This is a genomic window from Methyloversatilis universalis FAM5, assembly GCF_000214035.2.
GTDB classification, from domain to species: Bacteria; Pseudomonadota; Gammaproteobacteria; order Burkholderiales; family Rhodocyclaceae; genus Methyloversatilis; species Methyloversatilis universalis.
Map to the genome: position 1 here is coordinate 31008 of NZ_AFHG01000059.1, position 17108 is coordinate 48115.

Sequence of the window (17108 nt, forward strand, 5' to 3'; positions counted from 1 at the left end):
CACGACCATGAATCTCAAGGGCAAGAAGGTCACGCTGCACGACAACACGCTGCGCGACGGCATGCATCCGAAGCGCCACCAGATCACGCTGGACCAGATGCTGGCGGTGGCACGCGGCCTCGACGAGGCGGGCATGCCGCTGATCGAGGTCACTCACGGCGACGGTCTCGGTGGTGCCTCGGTGAATTACGGCTTCCCGCTGCACAGCGACGAGGAGTACCTCTCCACTGTCATTCCGGCGATGAAGAACACCAAGGTGTCGGCGCTGCTGCTGCCGGGCATCGGCACCGTCGATCACCTGCGCATGGCGCACGAGCTGGGCGTGCACACGATACGGGTGGCCACCCACTGTACCGAAGCCGACGTGTCGGAACAGCACATCGGTCTGGCGCGCAAGCTTGGCATGGACACCGTGGGCTTCCTGATGATGGCCCACATGATCGAGCCGGAAAAGCTGGTCGCGCAGGCCAGGCTGATGGAAAGCTACGGCGCCAACTGCGTGTACGTGACCGACTCCGCCGGCTACATGCTGCCGGACGACGTGAGCGCGCGCGTCAGCGCGGTGCGCCACGCATTGAAGCCGGAAACCGAGATCGGCTTCCACGGCCATCACAACATGTCGATGGGCGTGTCGAACTCGCTGGCGGCGATCGAGGCCGGTGCGAACCGCATCGACGGCTCGACCAACGGGCTGGGTGCCGGTGCCGGCAACACGCCGCTGGAGGTGTTCGTTGCGGTCGCCAACCGGATGGGCATTGAAACCGGCGTCGATCTGTACCGCATCATGGACGTGGCCGAAGACCTGGTGCTGCCGATGATGGAGCACCTGGTGCGCATCGACCGCGATTCGCTGACGCTGGGCTATGCCGGCGTCTATTCCTCCTTCCTGCTGTTCGCCAAGCGCGCCGGCGCCAAGTACGGCATCGCGCCGCGCGACATCCTGATGGAGCTCGGTCGCCGCGGCATGGTGGGCGGGCAGGAGGACATGATCGAGGACACCGCGATCACGATGGCGCGCGAGCGGGCGACCGCGGCGGCGGAGGGCTGAACGATGAACCTCGACCGCACCACCATCGCGCTGCTCGCCGAGCGCCTCGAAAACTGCGAGCTGGAAGCCCGCGACACCACCAAGATCACCGACGACCACCCGGACATGGACTGGGAGGACGCCTATGCGGTGCAGGACGCGATACGCGCCCGCAAGCTGGCACGCGGTGCACGCATCGTCGGCCTGAAGGCGGGACTCACCTCACGCGCCAAGATGAAGCAGATGGGCGTCGAAGACCCGGTGTTCGGCTTCCTGGTCGATGACTTCGCGGTCGCCGACGGTGGCGACATCGTGACGTCGAAGCTCATCCACCCCAAGGTCGAGCCGGAGATCGCCTTCGTCACCAAGGCGCCGCTGAAAGGCCCGGGCTGCCACATCGCGGCCGTGCTCGCCGCCACCGACTTCGTGGTGCCGGCCATCGAAATCATCGATTCGCGCTACCGCGACTTCAAGTTCGACCTGAAGAGCGTGGTCGCCGACAACTGCTCGTCGTCGCGCTTCGTGGTCGGCGGCACCGCCACGCCGGTCGAAGGCCTGGACCTGCGCACGCTGGGCGTGGTGCTGGAGAAGAACGGCCAGCCGGTGGCGCTCGGCGCCGGTGCCGCAGTGCTCGGCCACCCGGCGGCGGCCATCGCCATGCTGGCCAACATGCTGGGCCGGCGCGGCGAAGAGATCCCGGCCGGCACGCTCATCCTGTCCGGCGGCATCACCGAGGCGGTCGCGGTGGCCGCCGGCGACAGCGTGAGCCTGCGCATCCAGTCGCTGGGTTCGACCAGCGTGCGTTTCGTCTGACCGCCCTTCGCTTTCCCTGGAGACATGAACCATGCCATTCGCACAGATCAACCTGATCGAAGGCCGGACCGAGGACCAGAAGCGCGCCGTCATCGAGAAGGTGACGCAGGCGCTGGTCGAGGCGGTCGGCGCACCGCGTGAAACCGTGCGCGTGATGATCGTCGAGGTGCCGAAGTCCCACTGGGGCATCGGCGGCGTCAGCGCCAAGGACCTCGGGCGCTAGCCACCGCAGCCACCCCCCCCAATCCCGATTGATGACCCGGCCGCAGAGCCGGGCAAGGAGGAGAAACACATGAACCATTATGGATTCAGGGCGCTGGCCGTCTGTGCCGCGCTTGCCTCACTCGCCAGCGGCTGCACCCAGGCGCCCGACCTGAGCGCCGCGCGCGCCGAGGCGCAGAAACCGGTGCAGCGCTACGACAGCATCCAGGCGCTGGCCGCCCACGGCGACAGGGTGGTCGCCGGCACCCGCAGCGGTGCGGTGCTGGTGTCGGCCGATGGCGGGCAGAGCTGGCAGCGCGAAGCGCTGGCCGGGCCGTCGTCCATCACCGGCATCGACGTGTGCCCGGACGGCCGCTTCATCGCCATCGATTTCTACCGCAAGCTGTGGACCGCCGACGCGAAGCTGTCCGGCTGGACCGCACTGCCGCTGGAGGCGCCGCACACCGCGCTGGCGGTGCACTGCGACCGCCAGGGTCGCTGGTGGGTGGCCGGCACCGGCGCGCTCATCGTGCGCAGCGATGACCAGGGCAAGAGCTGGGTCAGGACCGACCTGCAGGAGGATCTGCAGATCACCACGCTGCAGATGGTCGATGAGCAGAACGGCTTCGCGACCGGTGAATTCGGCACCGTGGTGGTCACCACCGACGGCGGCGACACGTGGACGAAGCGTGGCGCGCTGCCCGCCGAGTTCTATCCCTACGCAGCGCTGTTCGTGTCGGCCACCGAAGGCTGGGTCAGCGGTCTGGCCGGCCAGCTGGTGCATACCACCGACGGCGGTCTCACCTGGCAGGCGCAGGTGAATCGCGCCGGTGCGCCGCTGTACCGCATTTTCATGCACGCCGGCACACCGCATGCGGTAGGCGCCGGTGGCGCCGTGGTCAGGCTGCAGGGCGACGAGTGGATCGCGGTGGCCTATCCGGACGCGCGACCGGTACCGCTGGCCGCGGGCGTCTCGGTTGCCTCGAACAACACCCTTCTGATCGGCGGGCCCGGTGGCCTGCTGCGTGCCGTGACTGACAGCGGCGCGTCCAAACCCGGAGCAGCCCAATGATCGCCCCGATCCGCAAGTCCATCACCCACACGCTGCACAAGGCGGAAGGGTGGATCTTCGCCAATCCGAAGATCGTGCTCAGCATGATTTTCCTGGTCACGCTGGCCTTCGCCGCCGCGCTGCCCAAGCTGCGTATCTATTCCGATTTTTCCGACCTGCTGCCGCAGCAGCACCCCTACATCCAGACCTACAACCGGATCAAGGAGAACTTCGGCGGCGCCAACATGATCGTGATGGCGATCGAGGTCGAGCAGGGCACCATTTTCAACAACGACACGCTGAAGCTGGTGAATGAGGCGACGCAGGGCGTCGACAACCTGCCCAGCGTGAACCACAACCTGGTGGCTTCGCTGACTCACCGTACCGCGCGCAAGGTGTTCCTGTCGCCCGAGGGCAGCTTCGTGTCGCAGCCCTACTACGACCCGGCGAAAGTCTATTCGGCGGACGAACTCGCGCAGATGCAGCGCGACGTGATCGCCAACCCGAATCTGTACGGCCTCATGGTGTCGCCGGACTTCAAGGCCGCGCTGATCAAGGCGCAGCTCAACGAGAGCGACCTTGACTACGTGGCCACCTTCGCCGCGCTGCAGAAGGTGCGCGACACGCTGGCGCGCGACGGCCACAAGGTGCACGTGACCGGCAATCCGGTGCTGACCGGCTGGGTCTACACCTATCTCGACCAGATCGTGCAGATCCTGGCCTGGACGCTGGCGCTGCTGGCGACGCTGCTCATCGTGTATTTCCGCCGCCTGTACGGCATCGCGCTGCCGCTGCTGGGCATTGCGCTGTCGTCGATCTGGGGCCTGGGCTTCATGGCGCTGGCCGGCATCAACCTCGAACCGCTGTCGCTGCCCATTCCCTTTCTGATCGCCGCCCGCGCCACGTCGCACGGCGTGCAGCTGGTGGTGCGCTACTACGAAGAACTGGCCATCGTGAAGAACGGCAAGCAGGCGGCGCGCAATGCGCTGGACGCGCTGTTCCGCCCGGGGTCGCTGGCCATCATCGTCGATGCGGTCGGTATCGCGGTGCTGGTTCTTGGTGCCGCGCCCTTCAACTACAAGCTCGGTCTGGCTGCCGGCTTCTGGGGCTTCTCGGTCATCTTCACGGTGCACTTCATGGTGCCGCTGGCCCTCACCGTGCTGCCGCAGCCGAAAACGATGGAGAACGCCAACGAAGGTGTGCGCAACTTCCTCGGCAACGCGATGGCGCGTACCGGTGGTACCGACGGCGGCGCGCGCGCCATCCTGTTCGCGTCGCTCGCCTGCGTGGTGGTGGGCAGCTGGTATGTGGCCCACGTGCAGCTCGGCGAGTCGGAGCCGGGCAGTCCGCTGCTCAATCGCGACCACGACTACAACCTCTCCACCGCGGCGATCAACACGCTGTTCCCGGGCTCTGAAGAGCTGCACGTGGTCGCCCGCACCGAGGACAAGGGCGGCATCAAGCGGCCGGAGGTGCTGCAGGCGATCGAGCGCTTCCAGGCCCACATGCTGTCCGACCCGACGCTGGGCGGCGCACGCGCGCTGCCGGGCGTGGTGCGGGTGGTGAACCAGCTCACCCACAACGACGATCCGCGCTGGGCGCAGCTGCCGGACAACGCCGACGAAGTGGGTGGCCTGATGTTCGCCTATATGGCGTCCAGTCCCATTCCCGGCGCGCTGAAGGAGTACGTGAGCCCGGACGAGAACGAAGCCAACATGGTGTTCTTCTATAAGGACCACCAGGCGGACACCATCAACCGGGTGGTCGCGCTCGCCGAAGAGGGCAAGAAGCGCATCGAGGCCGAAGTGCCCGGCCTGAAGATCGAACTGGGCGGCGGCATCATCGGCGTCACCGCGGCGGCCAACCAGGCGCTGCACACCGACCACATGATCATCATTCCGGCGGTGATGCTGCTGGCTTTCTTCCTGGTGATGGCCTACTACCAGTCGCTGCACGCCGGCTGGCTGATGGTGCTGCCCATGCTGTTCGCCACCGTGATGACCTATGCCTACATGGGCTGGGCCAACATCGGCATCAGCGTGAATACGGTGCCGGTGATCGCGGTGGGCGTCGGCGTCGGCATCGACTACGCGGTGTACTTCATGGACCGCATCCGCGAGGAGATGGCGGTCACCCGCAACATCCACCGCGCGGTGATCAATGCGGTCGCCACCACCGGCTACGCGGTGTCCTTCACCGCTGCGACGCTCATCGCCGGCGTCGTCATGTGGATCTTCATGTCCGACCTGCGCTTCCAGTCGGATGCCGCTGTCCTGCTCTCCTTCATGCTCATCGTCAATGCGCTGGCCGCGATGCTCATCGTGCCGGCCTGGTGCGTGGTGTTCCGCCCGCACTTCGTGGTGGCCGCCCACTACGACGAGGACGGCGTGCTGGAAGAGGACGACGCACCGCGCGAGATCGCCCGCGCAGCGGCCTGATACCCGTTCGCACCGGCCTGGCCGGGCGGTCTGCCACCGCCCGCCGCCAGGACAGAGAGGTTTTTGCAGTGCCCCGGCAGGACAGACAAGCAGCACATAACGGAGGAGGAAGAAGGTGGATACACACAAGAAAAGAAGCCGCCTGTCGGCCCGCATCGGCCTCGGCGGCGCGCTGTGCGCCCTGATGTCGCTGGGCGCGACGGCGCAGGACAACCTGCCCGACCTGGGCAGCGGTGCCGACAAGTGGAAGGTGGATGTCTATTACGAGAACGACACCCGCTTCCGCGGCAAGGACAACACCGGTCGCACGGTCGGGCTGTCCAAGTTCCGCAACACGGTGCAGGTGGAGGCAGACCGTCCGCTGTCCAACGGCTGGGAGTTCCACGGCGTGCTGCGCGGCACCTTCGACGGTGCCTACCGCATCAACGATGACCAGTTCGGCAAGGAGGCGGGCGGCGCCATCACGCTCGACTCCACCACGCCGGGCGGCACGATAGCCAGTCCGCATGGCGGCGGCCCGATCAACCGGGTGTCGGTGAACGGTCTGGGCCTGGTGAACAACGTGTTCGGCTTCAACACCGGCGTCAATCCGAACGACGGCCTGCGTGTGCTCGGCGACCGCTGGCACGATGTCGAGGGCGGCGTGGCCTTCGGTGTGCCGGTGCGGCCCTGCGACTACGACAAGCGCGGGTGTACCGACTTTGGCGGCTACGGCGACCTGAAGCGCTCGGAGCTGGAATCCCCCGAATTCAACTCGCGCCTCGACTTCATCCGCGAGGCCTATGTGAAGAAGACCTTCGCGCTGGACGATCAGCGCTCGGTATTCGTCAAGATCGGCAAGCAGCAGGTGGTGTGGGGCCGTACCGATCTGTTCCGCGTGCTCGACGTGATCAACCCGGTCGATTACTCGCGCAACAACATCTACGACGAGCTGGAGGACATCCGCATTCCGATGTGGATGGTGCAGGCCGAGTACCGCATGGGCGGCAGCGAGTCCATGCAGGAGCGCAACCTGCAGGTGGTGTGGAACTTCGACCAGTTCCGCGCCAACAACCTCGGTCAGTGCGGCTCGCCCAACGTCATCCTCGACGCGGGCTGCTTCTTCCGCGGCATGAAGAACCTGTGGGACAACGGCGGCACCGTGGCCAACTTCGCCAACGTGGCGCCCGGCACCTTCCTCGCCACCGACTTCGGTCCCGGCCAGATCGGCCTGAACGAGGTGAACCTGCCCGGCTGGAAGCTGAAGAACACCCAGCTCGGCGTGAAGTACGAAGGCGTGACCCAGGACGGCCTGTCCTTCTCGCTGAACGCGCTGACCTACCGTTCGCAGCTGCCCAGCCTGCGCGGCGCCAAGCGCTCCACCAATGCCTTCAACGGCGAGTTCCGCGATTACTGGCCCTACCTGATCTCGTTCGACATGTACTTCCCGCGGGTGAACCTGATCGGCGGTTCGATGGACTTCGAATGGGAAGCGGCGAACGCGGCGGTGCGCATCGAGGCGGCCTATACCAACGGCGAAGAGTTCGCGAACACCGCCAAGCCCGAGCTGTACTCGTCGAACGACGTGTTCCGCGCGGTGATCGGCATCGACCGGCCCACCTTCATTCCCTTCATCAATCCGCGCCGCACCACGCTCATTTCCGGCCAGCTGTTCTACCAGCACATCTTCGATCACACGCTGCGTGACGGCCCGCTCGGCAAGGTGGGCATGCCCGACTGGGAAGACAACGTGATCGGTACGCTGCTGATCAAGGCCTTCCTGAACAACGACCGGCTCAGCCCGCAGATCATCTTCGCGCACGACTTCCGCGCGCAGTCGACGGTAGCCGCACCGCAGGTGGAGTGGCTGCTCAGCGACAACCTGAAGTTCACGGTGGGCGCCAACGTGAAGTTCGGCAGCAACAACGACCGCTACAAGTTCGATGACTGCCGCGGCTGTAACCCCTGGCCGCCCTTCACCGCCGGCCCGAACTATCCGGGCAACGCTGCGCAGGCCTTCTCGCGCGGTCTGGGCGGGCTGGAACCGCTGGGACGCTTCCGTGCCGGCCCGATCGGCGCCGCCTGGGCCGAGGACGAAATCTTCGCCACCCTCCGCTACAAGTTCTGACCTTCAACCGCACAGCCGGGGCGGCCCGCCCCGGCGCATCAGGAGACGCACGCATGAAAAAGATACTCGCCGCCAGCCTGCTCGCAGCCGGCCTGTGCACCCCGGCGTTCGCGGCCAGCGACGCCGATGTCGACAACGCCTTCGAACCGTACAAGAAGGGTTTCCCGACCTTTCCCGGGCTGAGCGTGGGCACGGTCATCAGCAAGGACAACGTCGACCAGTTCAAGGACGCGCTGGACGCCGGCATGTACATGGTGATCAAGAACGGCTGGTACCAGATCAAGGTCGGTGAAACGCTGAGCTTCCCCAACCCCAAGGGCTATGTCGAAGCGACCCGCAAGAATCTGAACAAGACCAAGCTGGGCGCCAAGACCGGCGAGATCGAAGGCTTTGCCGGTGGCCGCCCCTTCCCGGAAGAGCCGAGCACCTCGGACCCGCGCGCGGGCGAGAAGGTGGCCTGGAACTTCAAGTACGGCGCCAACTGGGGCGACAACGCTGCCATCCATCCGTTCTACTGGAAGTACCGCAACATGAGCACCGGCCAGCTCGAGCGCACGCTGAAGTTCAATTTCTTCTTCCTGAACTTCAAGCACCGCACCGACCACGCGCCGACGCCGGAAGTGACGCCCAATGCCGCCAACCTGTACCGCGCGATCTACGCCCAGGTGCTGGAACCGCAGGATCTGAAGAACACCCAGTTGCTGATCCAGAAGTACGAGGACGATACCAAGTTCGACGACGCCTATCTCTATCTCGGCTTCCAGCGCCGGGTGCGCCGTCTGGCCGCCGGTCAGGTGACCGACGCCTTCCTCGGTTCCGATCTGATGATCGAGGACTTCGAAGGGTATGAAAGCCGGGTGTCCGACATGCAGTGGAAGTTCGTCGGCACCAAGAACCTGCTGATGCCCTACTACAAGCACAACGACATGAAGCTGTCGGACGAATTCAAGGAAGAGGACGGCTACAAGTACGTGAGCTTCACCGGCCAGGGTGAGTGCTTCCCGGATATCACCTGGCAGCTGCGCAGGGTGCATGTGGTCGAGGCGATTCCGGTCAATCCGGCGCACCCGGTGGGCAAGCGCGTGATGCATTTCGACGCCCAAGTGTATGGTGCCTCGCGCACGCTGGTGTACGACCGCAAGGGCGAACTGTGGAAGAGCTGGACGATAGGCAAGGCGCATCCGGACTTCCACCTGCCGATCAACAAGGGTACCGGTGTTGCGCTCGACGATTCCTTCTCGATGGTGGACGTGCAGGCCAAGCACTGCACCACCGGCCAGTTCAAGGGCAAGGTCGATCCCAAGCTGAGCCCGGCCAACCTGTTCCAGGTGCAGAACATGCGCGGCGGCAACTGAAGCCCGCCCCGGTCACGCGTGCCCGCGTGACGCCAACGGTGATGTGAGCAGCACTCCTCGTTCCCGGTTCGCCGGGACACGCCCCGGCACGGATACCCCCTGTGCCGGGGCGCTTTTTTTTCAGCCGCGGTCCTTTGCCCATCCGCTGTCCGACGATTTCCGCATTTGACGAAAGCGGGGCCGCAGCAAATGCGGAAACCCGCGCACAGTGATCGCCGTCTGCAGCGGAGGAGTTCGGAAAGTCAATACCAATCAGTGTCTTGCGCTGTGCGCTCCGGATGGCACGGGGATTGCAAAACCGGATGCAGCGCGACCTGAGCGCGCGCATCACAAGAATATCCGGAGGACACATGAATCACTGCTGCACACGGCACAGCCCCCGGGCGGTCCCCGTCCTGGCGCGAGGCGTCGCACGATGAGCGCACCCGATCTGCCGGTCGTCGTGACCCGCCACGCGAGGGTGGCTGACGACATCGTTCATATCGTGCTGGAGTCTCCTGCTGGCACGCCGCTGCCCGCCTGGAGCGCTGGCGCCCACATCGACGTCCAGTTGCCGAACGGCGCGGTGCGCCAGTACTCGCTGCTCGGCGATGCGGCGCACGCCACCCGCTATGAACTGGGCGTGCTGAAGGAGGCCGGCGGTCGCGGCGGCTCGCGCAGCGCGCACGAGGACGTACGCGCCGGCATGCAGCTGCGCATCGGCGCACCGCGCAATCTGTTCGCGCTGCAACCGGCCCGCCGCACGCTGCTGTTCGCCGGCGGCATCGGCATCACACCGATGCTGGCGATGGCGCAGCAGCTCGCACACGGACAGGCCGACTTCACGCTGCACTACTGCAGCCGCACGCCCTCGCGCACCGCCTTCATCGACCGTCTGCGCGACGCGCCCTGGGCCGACCGGGTGCGCCTGCACTTCGACGACGGCGACCCGCGGCAGAAGCTGGACGTCGCCGCGGTGCTCGCCGCGCCGTCGCCGGATGCCCGTCTCTACGTATGCGGGCCCTCCGGCTTCATGGCGCACGTGATCGACAGTGCGCGCGCTGCCGGCTGGGCCGACGCGAACATCCATTCCGAATCCTTTTCCGGGGGCGCCGCGGCGCGCAGCGGCGACGAGGCCTTCAGCGTGCGGCTCGCACGCAGCGGCCGCACGGTGGAGGTCGCCGCCGGCCAGACCGTAGCGGCGGCACTCGCCGCCCGCGGCGTCGACGTGGCGCTGTCCTGCGAACAGGGCATCTGCGGCAGCTGTGCGGTGCGTGTGCTCGACGGCGAGCCGGACCACCGCGACTGCTTTTTCACCGAGGCCGAACACGCTGCGGGCGGCTGTTTCACGCCCTGCTGTTCGCGCTCGAAATCCGCGCTGCTGGTGCTCGATCTCTGATCGGAAGCGGCAGACGCAGCCAGGTGCCCGGTGTCCGCCGGGCGCATCACGACAAGACGGAGGAGACAGAAGAATGAATACTCACGCGCTGGAAAAGAAGGTCGAAAGGAAGCTCGAATTCCTGACCGACTGCTGGTATGTCGCGGCGCTTTCGAGCGAAGTGCCGGCGGAGGGCCTGTTCCACCGCCGCATCCTCGACACCTCGGTGCTCATCTACCGCAAGGCGGAGGGCGCGCCGGTCGCGCTGCACGACCGCTGCCCGCACCGCTTCGCGCCGCTGCACCTGGGCAAGCGCATCGGCGACGATGTGGTGTGCGCCTACCACGCGCTGCGCTTCGACTGCAGCGGCGCCTGCACCCACAACCCGCACGGCAACGGCCTGATCCCGAAGGCGGCGAAGGTGCGCAGCTTCCCGCTGCTGGAGAAGTACGGCTTCGTGTGGATCTGGATGGGCGACGCTGCGCTGGCCGACCCGGCGAAGCTGCCCGATTTCGGCCCGCTGGATGACGGTCATCCGAACGCGCTGGCCCACACCTACATGCGCATGGACGTGAACTACGAGCTCATCATCGACAACGTGATGGATCTGAGCCACATCGACCATGTGCACAGCGAAATCATCAGTACCCGCGGCCAGCTGTCGCCGCTGGTGCCGGCGGTGAAGGAGGGCGCGGACAGCGTGAACGCCCGCTGGGAGTGGAGCCAGCAGCCGGCCATGCTCATTTTCGCGAATTTCCTGCCGGACCCGGCTGCGCCGGCCCGGCACTTCTTCGACATCACCTGGACGCCGCCGGCCAACATCCAGCTCACGGTGGCGGCGGTGCAGGACGACGGCCCGCTCACGCTGGAGCACTGCACCGGGCAGTACGACCTGCACACCTGCACGCCGGAATCGGCGACGACCACCCATTACTACTTCGCCACCCGGCGCAATCACGACGTCGAGAACGCCGAGTACAACGCGATGAAGATACGTGCGATGCACGCCGCCTTCGAGAACGAGGACGGCCCGGTCATCCAGGCGACGCAGGACGAAATGGGCACCACCGATTTCTTCGCGCTGAACCCGGTGCTGATGAGCAACGACATCGCCGCGGTGCGGGTGCGCCGGCTGCTGAAGAAGCTGATCGACGCCGAACGCAGCGGCGGTCTGCGCGCGGTCGGCTGACATCCACGCCGGAGCGGGCCTTGCCCGCGACCGGGTGACGCGGTTCGTCTGACGCCCCATCGCCTGCAGGGGCGGAGTGGGGACTTCGGCGGGCAGCGCGTGATCCCCGCCGGTATCCGGCATCCGTTTCCGCGCAGGCGGGCACCGGAAGGGCCGCTGCCCGCGATGCGGTGGTGAGCCGGCCGAGGCCACCGGTCAGCAGCCGTGCGCCCGCGTCGCCCCCGCTGGAAATCCCGCCCGCCGCCCTCATCTGTCCGGAACGACTTTCCGGCCGTCACGAATCCGTGTCATCGTGACGGCCGCATCGATTCCGGAGATCAGGGTGACCGAATTGCTGGCCCAGTACGGGCTGTGGCTTCTTTTTGCGGTGGTGCTGGCGGAACAGCTGGGCCTGCCGATTCCGGCGGTACCGCTGGTCATGCTGGCCGGGGCACGGGTGGCGGACGATCCGCTGTACGGCGTGCTGGCGCTCGCGGTGGCGGTGGCCGCCTCGGCGCTGGGCGACGCCGCCTGGTACGTCGCCGGCCGCCTGCACGGTCACCGCGTGCTGCGGCTGCTGTGCCGGATATCGCTGTCGCCGGACACCTGCGTGCGGCAGAGCGAATCCACCTTCACCCGTTACGGCATCGCCACGCTGGTGATCGCCAAGTTCGTGCCCGGTCTGTCCACGCTGGCGCCGCCGCTGGCCGGCGCGCTCGGCATGAAGCCCTCCGCCTTCATGCTGTTCAACACCGCCGGCGCGGTGCTGTGGGCCGGTGCGGCGCTGTTGCTGGGTCTGCTTTTCGCGGCCCAGATCGATGCGGTGCTCGATGCGCTGGCCGAAATGGGGATCTATGCCGCCGCGCTGGTCGCCGTGCTGCTCGCGCTCTACATCGGCTGGCGCTGGCTGGACCGCCGCCGCGCGCTGCGCCAGCTGCAGTCGGAGCGGGTGGCGCCGGAAGACCTGCTGGCCATGCTGGACCGCGGCGACGCGGTCACCGTGGTCGATGTGCGCTCCGGCCTGATCACCGAAGCCGAGCCGGTGCGCATACCGGGTGCGCTGCACATCGAACTTGAACAGATCGGCGAGCACCTCCATCGCCTGCCGCGCGACCTGCCGCTCATCGTGTACTGCGCCTGCCCGAACGATGTGTCGGCGGTGCGCGCGGCGCTGAAGATGCACGCCGCCGGCCTGAAGCACGCCCGCCCGCTGCGTGGCGGCATCGACGGCTGGCTTGCCGCGGGCTACCGGGTCGAAGGTCTGGAAGCGCGTCCGTCCTGACGCCGTTCCGCGCCCGCCTGACGGGCGCTCTGGCACAGGGGCGATGCCTGATCCAAGGCCGCATCGCGGCGAGGCGCCGCTCCCACAGCACGGGCGGCAGTCTGCGCAGATTCCGGTGGGAGCGGCGCCTCGCCGCGATATGGCGGGCGCCCGGCGCTCAGCTGCCGCTGCGCTTCTTCGTGCGGTACTCGAACTGCCCCCGCCTCAGACCCAGCAGCCGGGCCGCGGCAGACAGGTTGCCGCCGGTGCGGCCCATCGCGTGGTCGAGCAGCCGCTGTTCCAGTTCGTCGAATCCGAGGCCGGCATCGACCAGCGAGGCGATCAGGCGGTCGAGGCCGTCCTGCGCGCGTTCGCCCGGCGCGGGCTCGGCGGCTTCGCGGGTGAGCCGGCCACCGGCCGACAGGTTGAACATCGGCTGGGTCAGCCGTTCGCCGCCGGAAAACAGGTGCTGCACGTCGAGGTTGCCGCCGTCGTCGGCCAGGATGACCGCGCGCTCGACGATGTTCTCCAGCTCCCGCACATTGCCCGGCCAGTCGTAGGCCCACAGTGCCTCGGCCGCGCGCTGGGTGAGGCCTGCGATGCGCTTGCCGAAGCGCTTCGCGTAGCGCTCGACGAACACGTTCACCATCAGCGCGATGTCCTCGCGCCGTTCGCGCAGCGGCGGAATCTCGATCGGGAACACATTGAGCCGGAAGAACAGGTCCTCGCGGAAGCGGCCGGCCGCGACTTCGGCGCGCAGGTTGCGGTTGGCGGCGGCGACGATGCGCACATCCACCGGCCGCACCCGGGTATCGCCCACCCGCTCGACCTCGCCTTCCTGCAGCACCCGCAGCAGCTTGCCCTGGGCCGGCATCGGCAGACTGCTGATTTCGTCGAGGAAAAGGGTGCCGCCGTGCGCGCGCTCGAATTTGCCCGGCCGTGACGCATGCGCGCCGGTGAAGGCGCCGCGCTCGACGCCGAACAGCTCCGCTTCCACCAGTTCGGCCGGAATGGCCGCGCAGTTCACGCCGATGAAGGGGCCTTTCGCGCGCGGGCCGATGGCGTGCAGGGTTTTCGAAAAGCGCTCCTTGCCGACGCCGCTTTCGCCGGTGAACAGCACGGTGGCGTCGGTGGGCGCCACCCGGCGCAGCAGATGGGCGACCGCATTGAAGCCGGCGGAGGCACCAACCAGATCGGGCAAACCGGCCGGCGTGGCCGGCGCCGCGGCAGCGCCGGCCGAACTGCGGCCGCGCGGCGCCGACACGAAGTCCTCGATCTGCAGGAAGGCGAGGTCGTCCGCGCTGTCTTCGCATTCTTCCAGCGGGCGGCCGATCACCCGGCAGCGGGCGTGCCCCATGGCCACGCATTCCAGTTCGCGCCACAGGATGGGGCGGCCCATCAGCGTGGTGGTGAAGCCGTTGGCATAGCCGGTCATCATCCAGCAGGCGGGCGAGCCGCTGATGCCGAAATGCTTCAGATGCGCTTCCGCCTCCCACGAGGCCTGCCAGTAGTAGTCGCCCCAGAACTCGCCGCTGTCGGTGCTGAACTGCATGCGTTCGACCGCCTGGTTGCGCACGAAGCCCTCGATCTCGCGCAGTCGCGGGCCCAGCGCCAGCGTGCGCTTGAGCGTGTCGTCGGTGTCGCCGCCTTCGGCTTCGCGCAGGCAGCGCGCGTCGGCCACGCCCTGCTGGTAGCCCATGCGGGTGAACAGTTCGCGCGTGCGGTCCAGCCCGAGCCGCTCCACCAGTTCGTGCCTCAGTGCGGCCACCGAAAAGCCGTGCATCAGCAGCATGCGCTGGTCGAACAGCAGGATGTGGCCGCTGTCCGGCGCGAAGTGCACGTTCTTCGCCAGCGTGCGGTCGTCGATGGCGTCGGTGATGGCGGTCAGCGGGCCGTGAGAAGGACGGGGCATGGCGGAGTCCAGTCGTCGGTTTGCCGGATATGCCGCAGGTGGCCGCGGGCCCGGTTTCGCCAAATCATGAAATCACCGCCTGAAAATGTCGAGATTTTTGTTGAATCTTCGAATAAACAGCAGCTTGCCGCGGTGCCTTTCGCTGGTACGGCGATTGCAAAGCCTCCATGCCCGGACACGAGCCGGGCCATGACAACAGATGGAGGACGGAGAGATGCCGATGACGGGCGTGCTGCGCCCGGGTCATGTCGCGCTACGCGTGACCGACCTGGAGGCCGCGGTAAAGCATTACGGGCAGGTACTGGGCCTGATCGAGACCGGGCGGGATGCCCAAGGTCGGGTGTATTTCAAGGCCTGGGACGAACACGACCACCACAGCGTGGTGCTGCGTGCGGCGGAGGCGCCGGGCATGGACTACATGGGCTTCCGTGTGGACAGCGAAGCGACGCTGGACCGTCTGGCGGCGGAGGTCGAAGGCAGCCGGCTGGCGAGCGATCTGCAGTGGGTGCCGGCGGGCGAGCACCTGCACACCGGCCGGCGCTTCCGCTTCACGGTGCCGACCGGGCATGCGATCGAACTGTTCGCGACCAAGGACAAGGTGGGCAACGGACTGCCGGACGTGAATCCGGACCCGTGGCCGGACGGTCTGGTGGGCATGCAGCCGACCCGCTTCGATCACTGCCTGCTGTACGGCGACGACGTCGATGGGGTGGTGAAGCTGTTCACCGAAGTGCTGGGTTTCACCATCGCCGAACAGGTGATGGCGGGTGACGTGATGGTGGGCGTGTTCCTGACCTGTTCAACGAAACCGCACGACATCGCCTTCATCCGCAACCCGGAGAAGGGTCGCTTCCACCACTGCTCCTTCATCCTCGATACCTGGAACGACGTGCTGCGCGCGGCCGACCTGATCTCGAAGCACGACGTGTCGCTGGACATCGGGCCGACGCGGCACGGCATCACGCGCGGCGCGACCATCTATTTCTTCGACCCGTCGGGCAACCGCAACGAGGTGTTTGCCGGCGGCTACATCCATTACCCGGACAAGCCGGTGATCACGTGGATGGTGGAAGACCTCGGGCGCGCGATCTTCTATCACGACCGCAAGCTGAACGAGGCCTTCCTGAACGTGCACACCTGAGTGGCCGGTGCGGAGCGGCTATCTGCGCTCCGGCCGGTCGGTCAGCCCCTGGATGTCGCGCCGCGGGTAGCCCTCGGCGCGTATCCGGGTCCATACCGCGCGCTTCTCGTCCGGCGTCATGAACACCCAGTTCGCCACTTCCATGACGGTGCGGCCGCAGCCGCGGCACACCTCGTCGAACAGCGTGCTGCAGATGGCGACGCAGGGCGTGTCCGGCTCGTCGGCCGTCGGCAGTTCGCTCATCGCATCAGACCGGCAACAAAGGCGTCGAGCTTGCGCGCGTCGACGTCGAAGCGGCGGATGCCGTCCGCCAGCTTCTCCACCGCCATCGCGTCCTCGTTGTGCAGCCAGCGGTAGGCACGCTCGTCGAGCGTGACGCGCTCGGCCGGCGTGGTGCGGGTCGGGTCGAGCCGGCGCTCCAGTTCGCCCGGCAGGGCGGCCATCTGGTCCAGCAGGTCAGGGGCGATGGTGAGCAGGTCGCAGCCGGCCAGCGCCTCGACCTGACCGACCTTGCGGAAGCTCGCACCCATCACCTCGGTGTGATAGCCGTGCTGCTTGTAGTAGTCATATATGCGGGTGACCGACGCCACGCCCGGATCCTGCTCCAGCGGAATGTCCGCCACCTTCTGCTGCGCGCAGTACCAGTCGTAGATGCGGCCGACGAAGGGCGAAATCAGCGTGACGCCGGCGTCGGCGCAGGCAATGGCCTGGGCCATGCCGAACAGCAGCGTGAGATTGCAGTGGATGCCGTCGCGCTCCAGCTTTTCGGCGGCACGTACGCCTTCCCAGGTCGTGGCCAGCTTGATCAGCACGCGGCTGCGCGAAATGCCGGCCGCTTCGTACAGCGCGATCAGGTGGCGCGCCTTCGCGATGCTCGCCTCGGTGTCGAAGCTCAGGCGCGGATCGACCTCGGTCGACACCCGGCCGGGCACGTGCTTCAGGATTTCGCAGCCGAAGGCGACGAACAGCCGGTCGATCGCGCCGGATACGTCCTCGCCGGCGGCTTTCGCCTGCGCCAGCGCGCCGTCGAGCAGCGGACGGTAGCGGGCGTCCTGCGCCGACTTCAGCAGCAGCGACGGGTTGGTGGTGGCGTCCTGCGGCTTCAGCCGGGCGATGGATTCGATGTCGCCGGTGTCGGCGACCACAATGGAGTGCTGCTTCAGCGAGTCGAGATGCGTCATGCGAAAGTCCGTAACGAGGTCTGCAGGCAGGGCTGCAGTTTGCCATTCCGGGATCAAGGTTTGGTGTCGTCCGTCGGCATCGCGTATCGTGCGGCA

At 67.0% G+C, this 17108-nt stretch carries 14 protein-coding genes; 11 read left to right on the top strand and 3 right to left on the bottom strand.

Annotated features, from left to right (window positions below):
* Positions 1-7 precede the first annotated feature (7 nt).
* From dmpG to METUNV1_RS18095, 10 genes are all read left to right on the top strand, one after another.
* Entirely contained in the window at positions 8-1048 is a 1041-nt protein-coding gene (dmpG, locus tag METUNV1_RS18050) for a 4-hydroxy-2-oxovalerate aldolase (protein WP_043360302.1), read from the top strand.
* A gap of 3 nt (positions 1049-1051) precedes the next feature.
* Positions 1052-1840 carry a 2-oxo-3-hexenedioate decarboxylase gene (gene dmpH / locus METUNV1_RS18055; protein WP_008064268.1) on the top strand — a complete coding sequence of 263 codons (789 nt, stop codon included), beginning with the start codon at positions 1052-1054 and terminating at the stop codon, positions 1838-1840.
* 31 nt (positions 1841-1871) lie between these two features.
* The gene (locus tag METUNV1_RS18060; RefSeq protein WP_008064271.1) at positions 1872-2063 is read left to right on the top strand and encodes a 4-oxalocrotonate tautomerase; all 192 of its coding nucleotides are present in this window, start codon (positions 1872-1874) and stop codon (positions 2061-2063) included.
* A 69-nt stretch (positions 2064-2132) separates the two neighbouring features.
* Positions 2133-3113 carry a WD40/YVTN/BNR-like repeat-containing protein gene (locus METUNV1_RS18065; RefSeq protein WP_008064272.1) on the top strand — a complete coding sequence of 327 codons (981 nt, stop codon included), beginning with the start codon at positions 2133-2135 and terminating at the stop codon, positions 3111-3113.
* A complete protein-coding gene (locus METUNV1_RS18070) occupies positions 3110-5530 on the top strand; it encodes an efflux RND transporter permease subunit (RefSeq protein ID WP_008064273.1) in 2421 nt (806 codons plus the stop codon). The genes METUNV1_RS18065 and METUNV1_RS18070 overlap by 4 nt, the downstream gene beginning before the upstream one ends.
* 115 nt (positions 5531-5645) lie before the next feature.
* Positions 5646-7637 carry a DUF1302 family protein gene (locus METUNV1_RS18075; RefSeq protein ID WP_008064274.1) on the top strand — a complete coding sequence of 664 codons (1992 nt, stop codon included), beginning with the start codon at positions 5646-5648 and terminating at the stop codon, positions 7635-7637.
* A 53-nt stretch (positions 7638-7690) separates the two neighbouring features.
* Positions 7691-8992 (top strand): DUF1329 domain-containing protein, encoded by a 1302-nt coding sequence (locus METUNV1_RS18080; protein ID WP_008064275.1) that lies wholly within the window; start codon positions 7691-7693, stop codon positions 8990-8992.
* A gap of 415 nt (positions 8993-9407) precedes the next feature.
* Positions 9408-10370, top strand: coding sequence for a PDR/VanB family oxidoreductase (locus METUNV1_RS18085; RefSeq protein ID WP_008064276.1), 963 nt, complete (start codon positions 9408-9410; stop codon positions 10368-10370).
* Between the two features lie 73 nt (positions 10371-10443).
* On the top strand, positions 10444-11538 hold the full coding sequence (locus METUNV1_RS18090) for an aromatic ring-hydroxylating oxygenase subunit alpha (protein ID WP_008064277.1): 1095 nt from the start codon (positions 10444-10446) through the stop codon (positions 11536-11538).
* 322 nt (positions 11539-11860) lie between these two features.
* Positions 11861-12799 carry a VTT domain-containing protein gene (locus METUNV1_RS18095; RefSeq protein WP_008064278.1) on the top strand — a complete coding sequence of 313 codons (939 nt, stop codon included), beginning with the start codon at positions 11861-11863 and terminating at the stop codon, positions 12797-12799.
* Positions 12800-12956: 157 nt separating this feature from the next.
* Here the strand turns inward: METUNV1_RS18095 and METUNV1_RS18100 are convergent, their stop codons facing one another.
* On the bottom strand, positions 12957-14690 hold the full coding sequence (locus tag METUNV1_RS18100) for a sigma-54-dependent Fis family transcriptional regulator (RefSeq protein WP_008064279.1): 1734 nt from the start codon (positions 14688-14690) through the stop codon (positions 12957-12959).
* Positions 14691-14904: 214 nt separating this feature from the next.
* On the opposite strand from METUNV1_RS18100, the gene METUNV1_RS18105 reads away from it, so the two are divergent.
* A complete protein-coding gene (locus METUNV1_RS18105) occupies positions 14905-15831 on the top strand; it encodes a catechol 2,3-dioxygenase (RefSeq protein ID WP_043360394.1) in 927 nt (308 codons plus the stop codon).
* A gap of 18 nt (positions 15832-15849) precedes the next feature.
* Here the strand turns inward: METUNV1_RS18105 and METUNV1_RS18110 are convergent, their stop codons facing one another.
* Both METUNV1_RS18110 and tal read right to left on the bottom strand, forming a co-directional pair.
* On the bottom strand, positions 15850-16074 hold the full coding sequence (locus METUNV1_RS18110; RefSeq protein ID WP_008064284.1) for a DUF1289 domain-containing protein: 225 nt from the start codon (positions 16072-16074) through the stop codon (positions 15850-15852).
* A complete protein-coding gene (gene tal / locus METUNV1_RS18115; RefSeq protein WP_008064287.1) occupies positions 16071-17012 on the bottom strand; it encodes a transaldolase in 942 nt (313 codons plus the stop codon). The genes METUNV1_RS18110 and tal overlap by 4 nt, the downstream gene beginning before the upstream one ends.
* Positions 17013-17108: the final 96 nt, after the last annotated feature.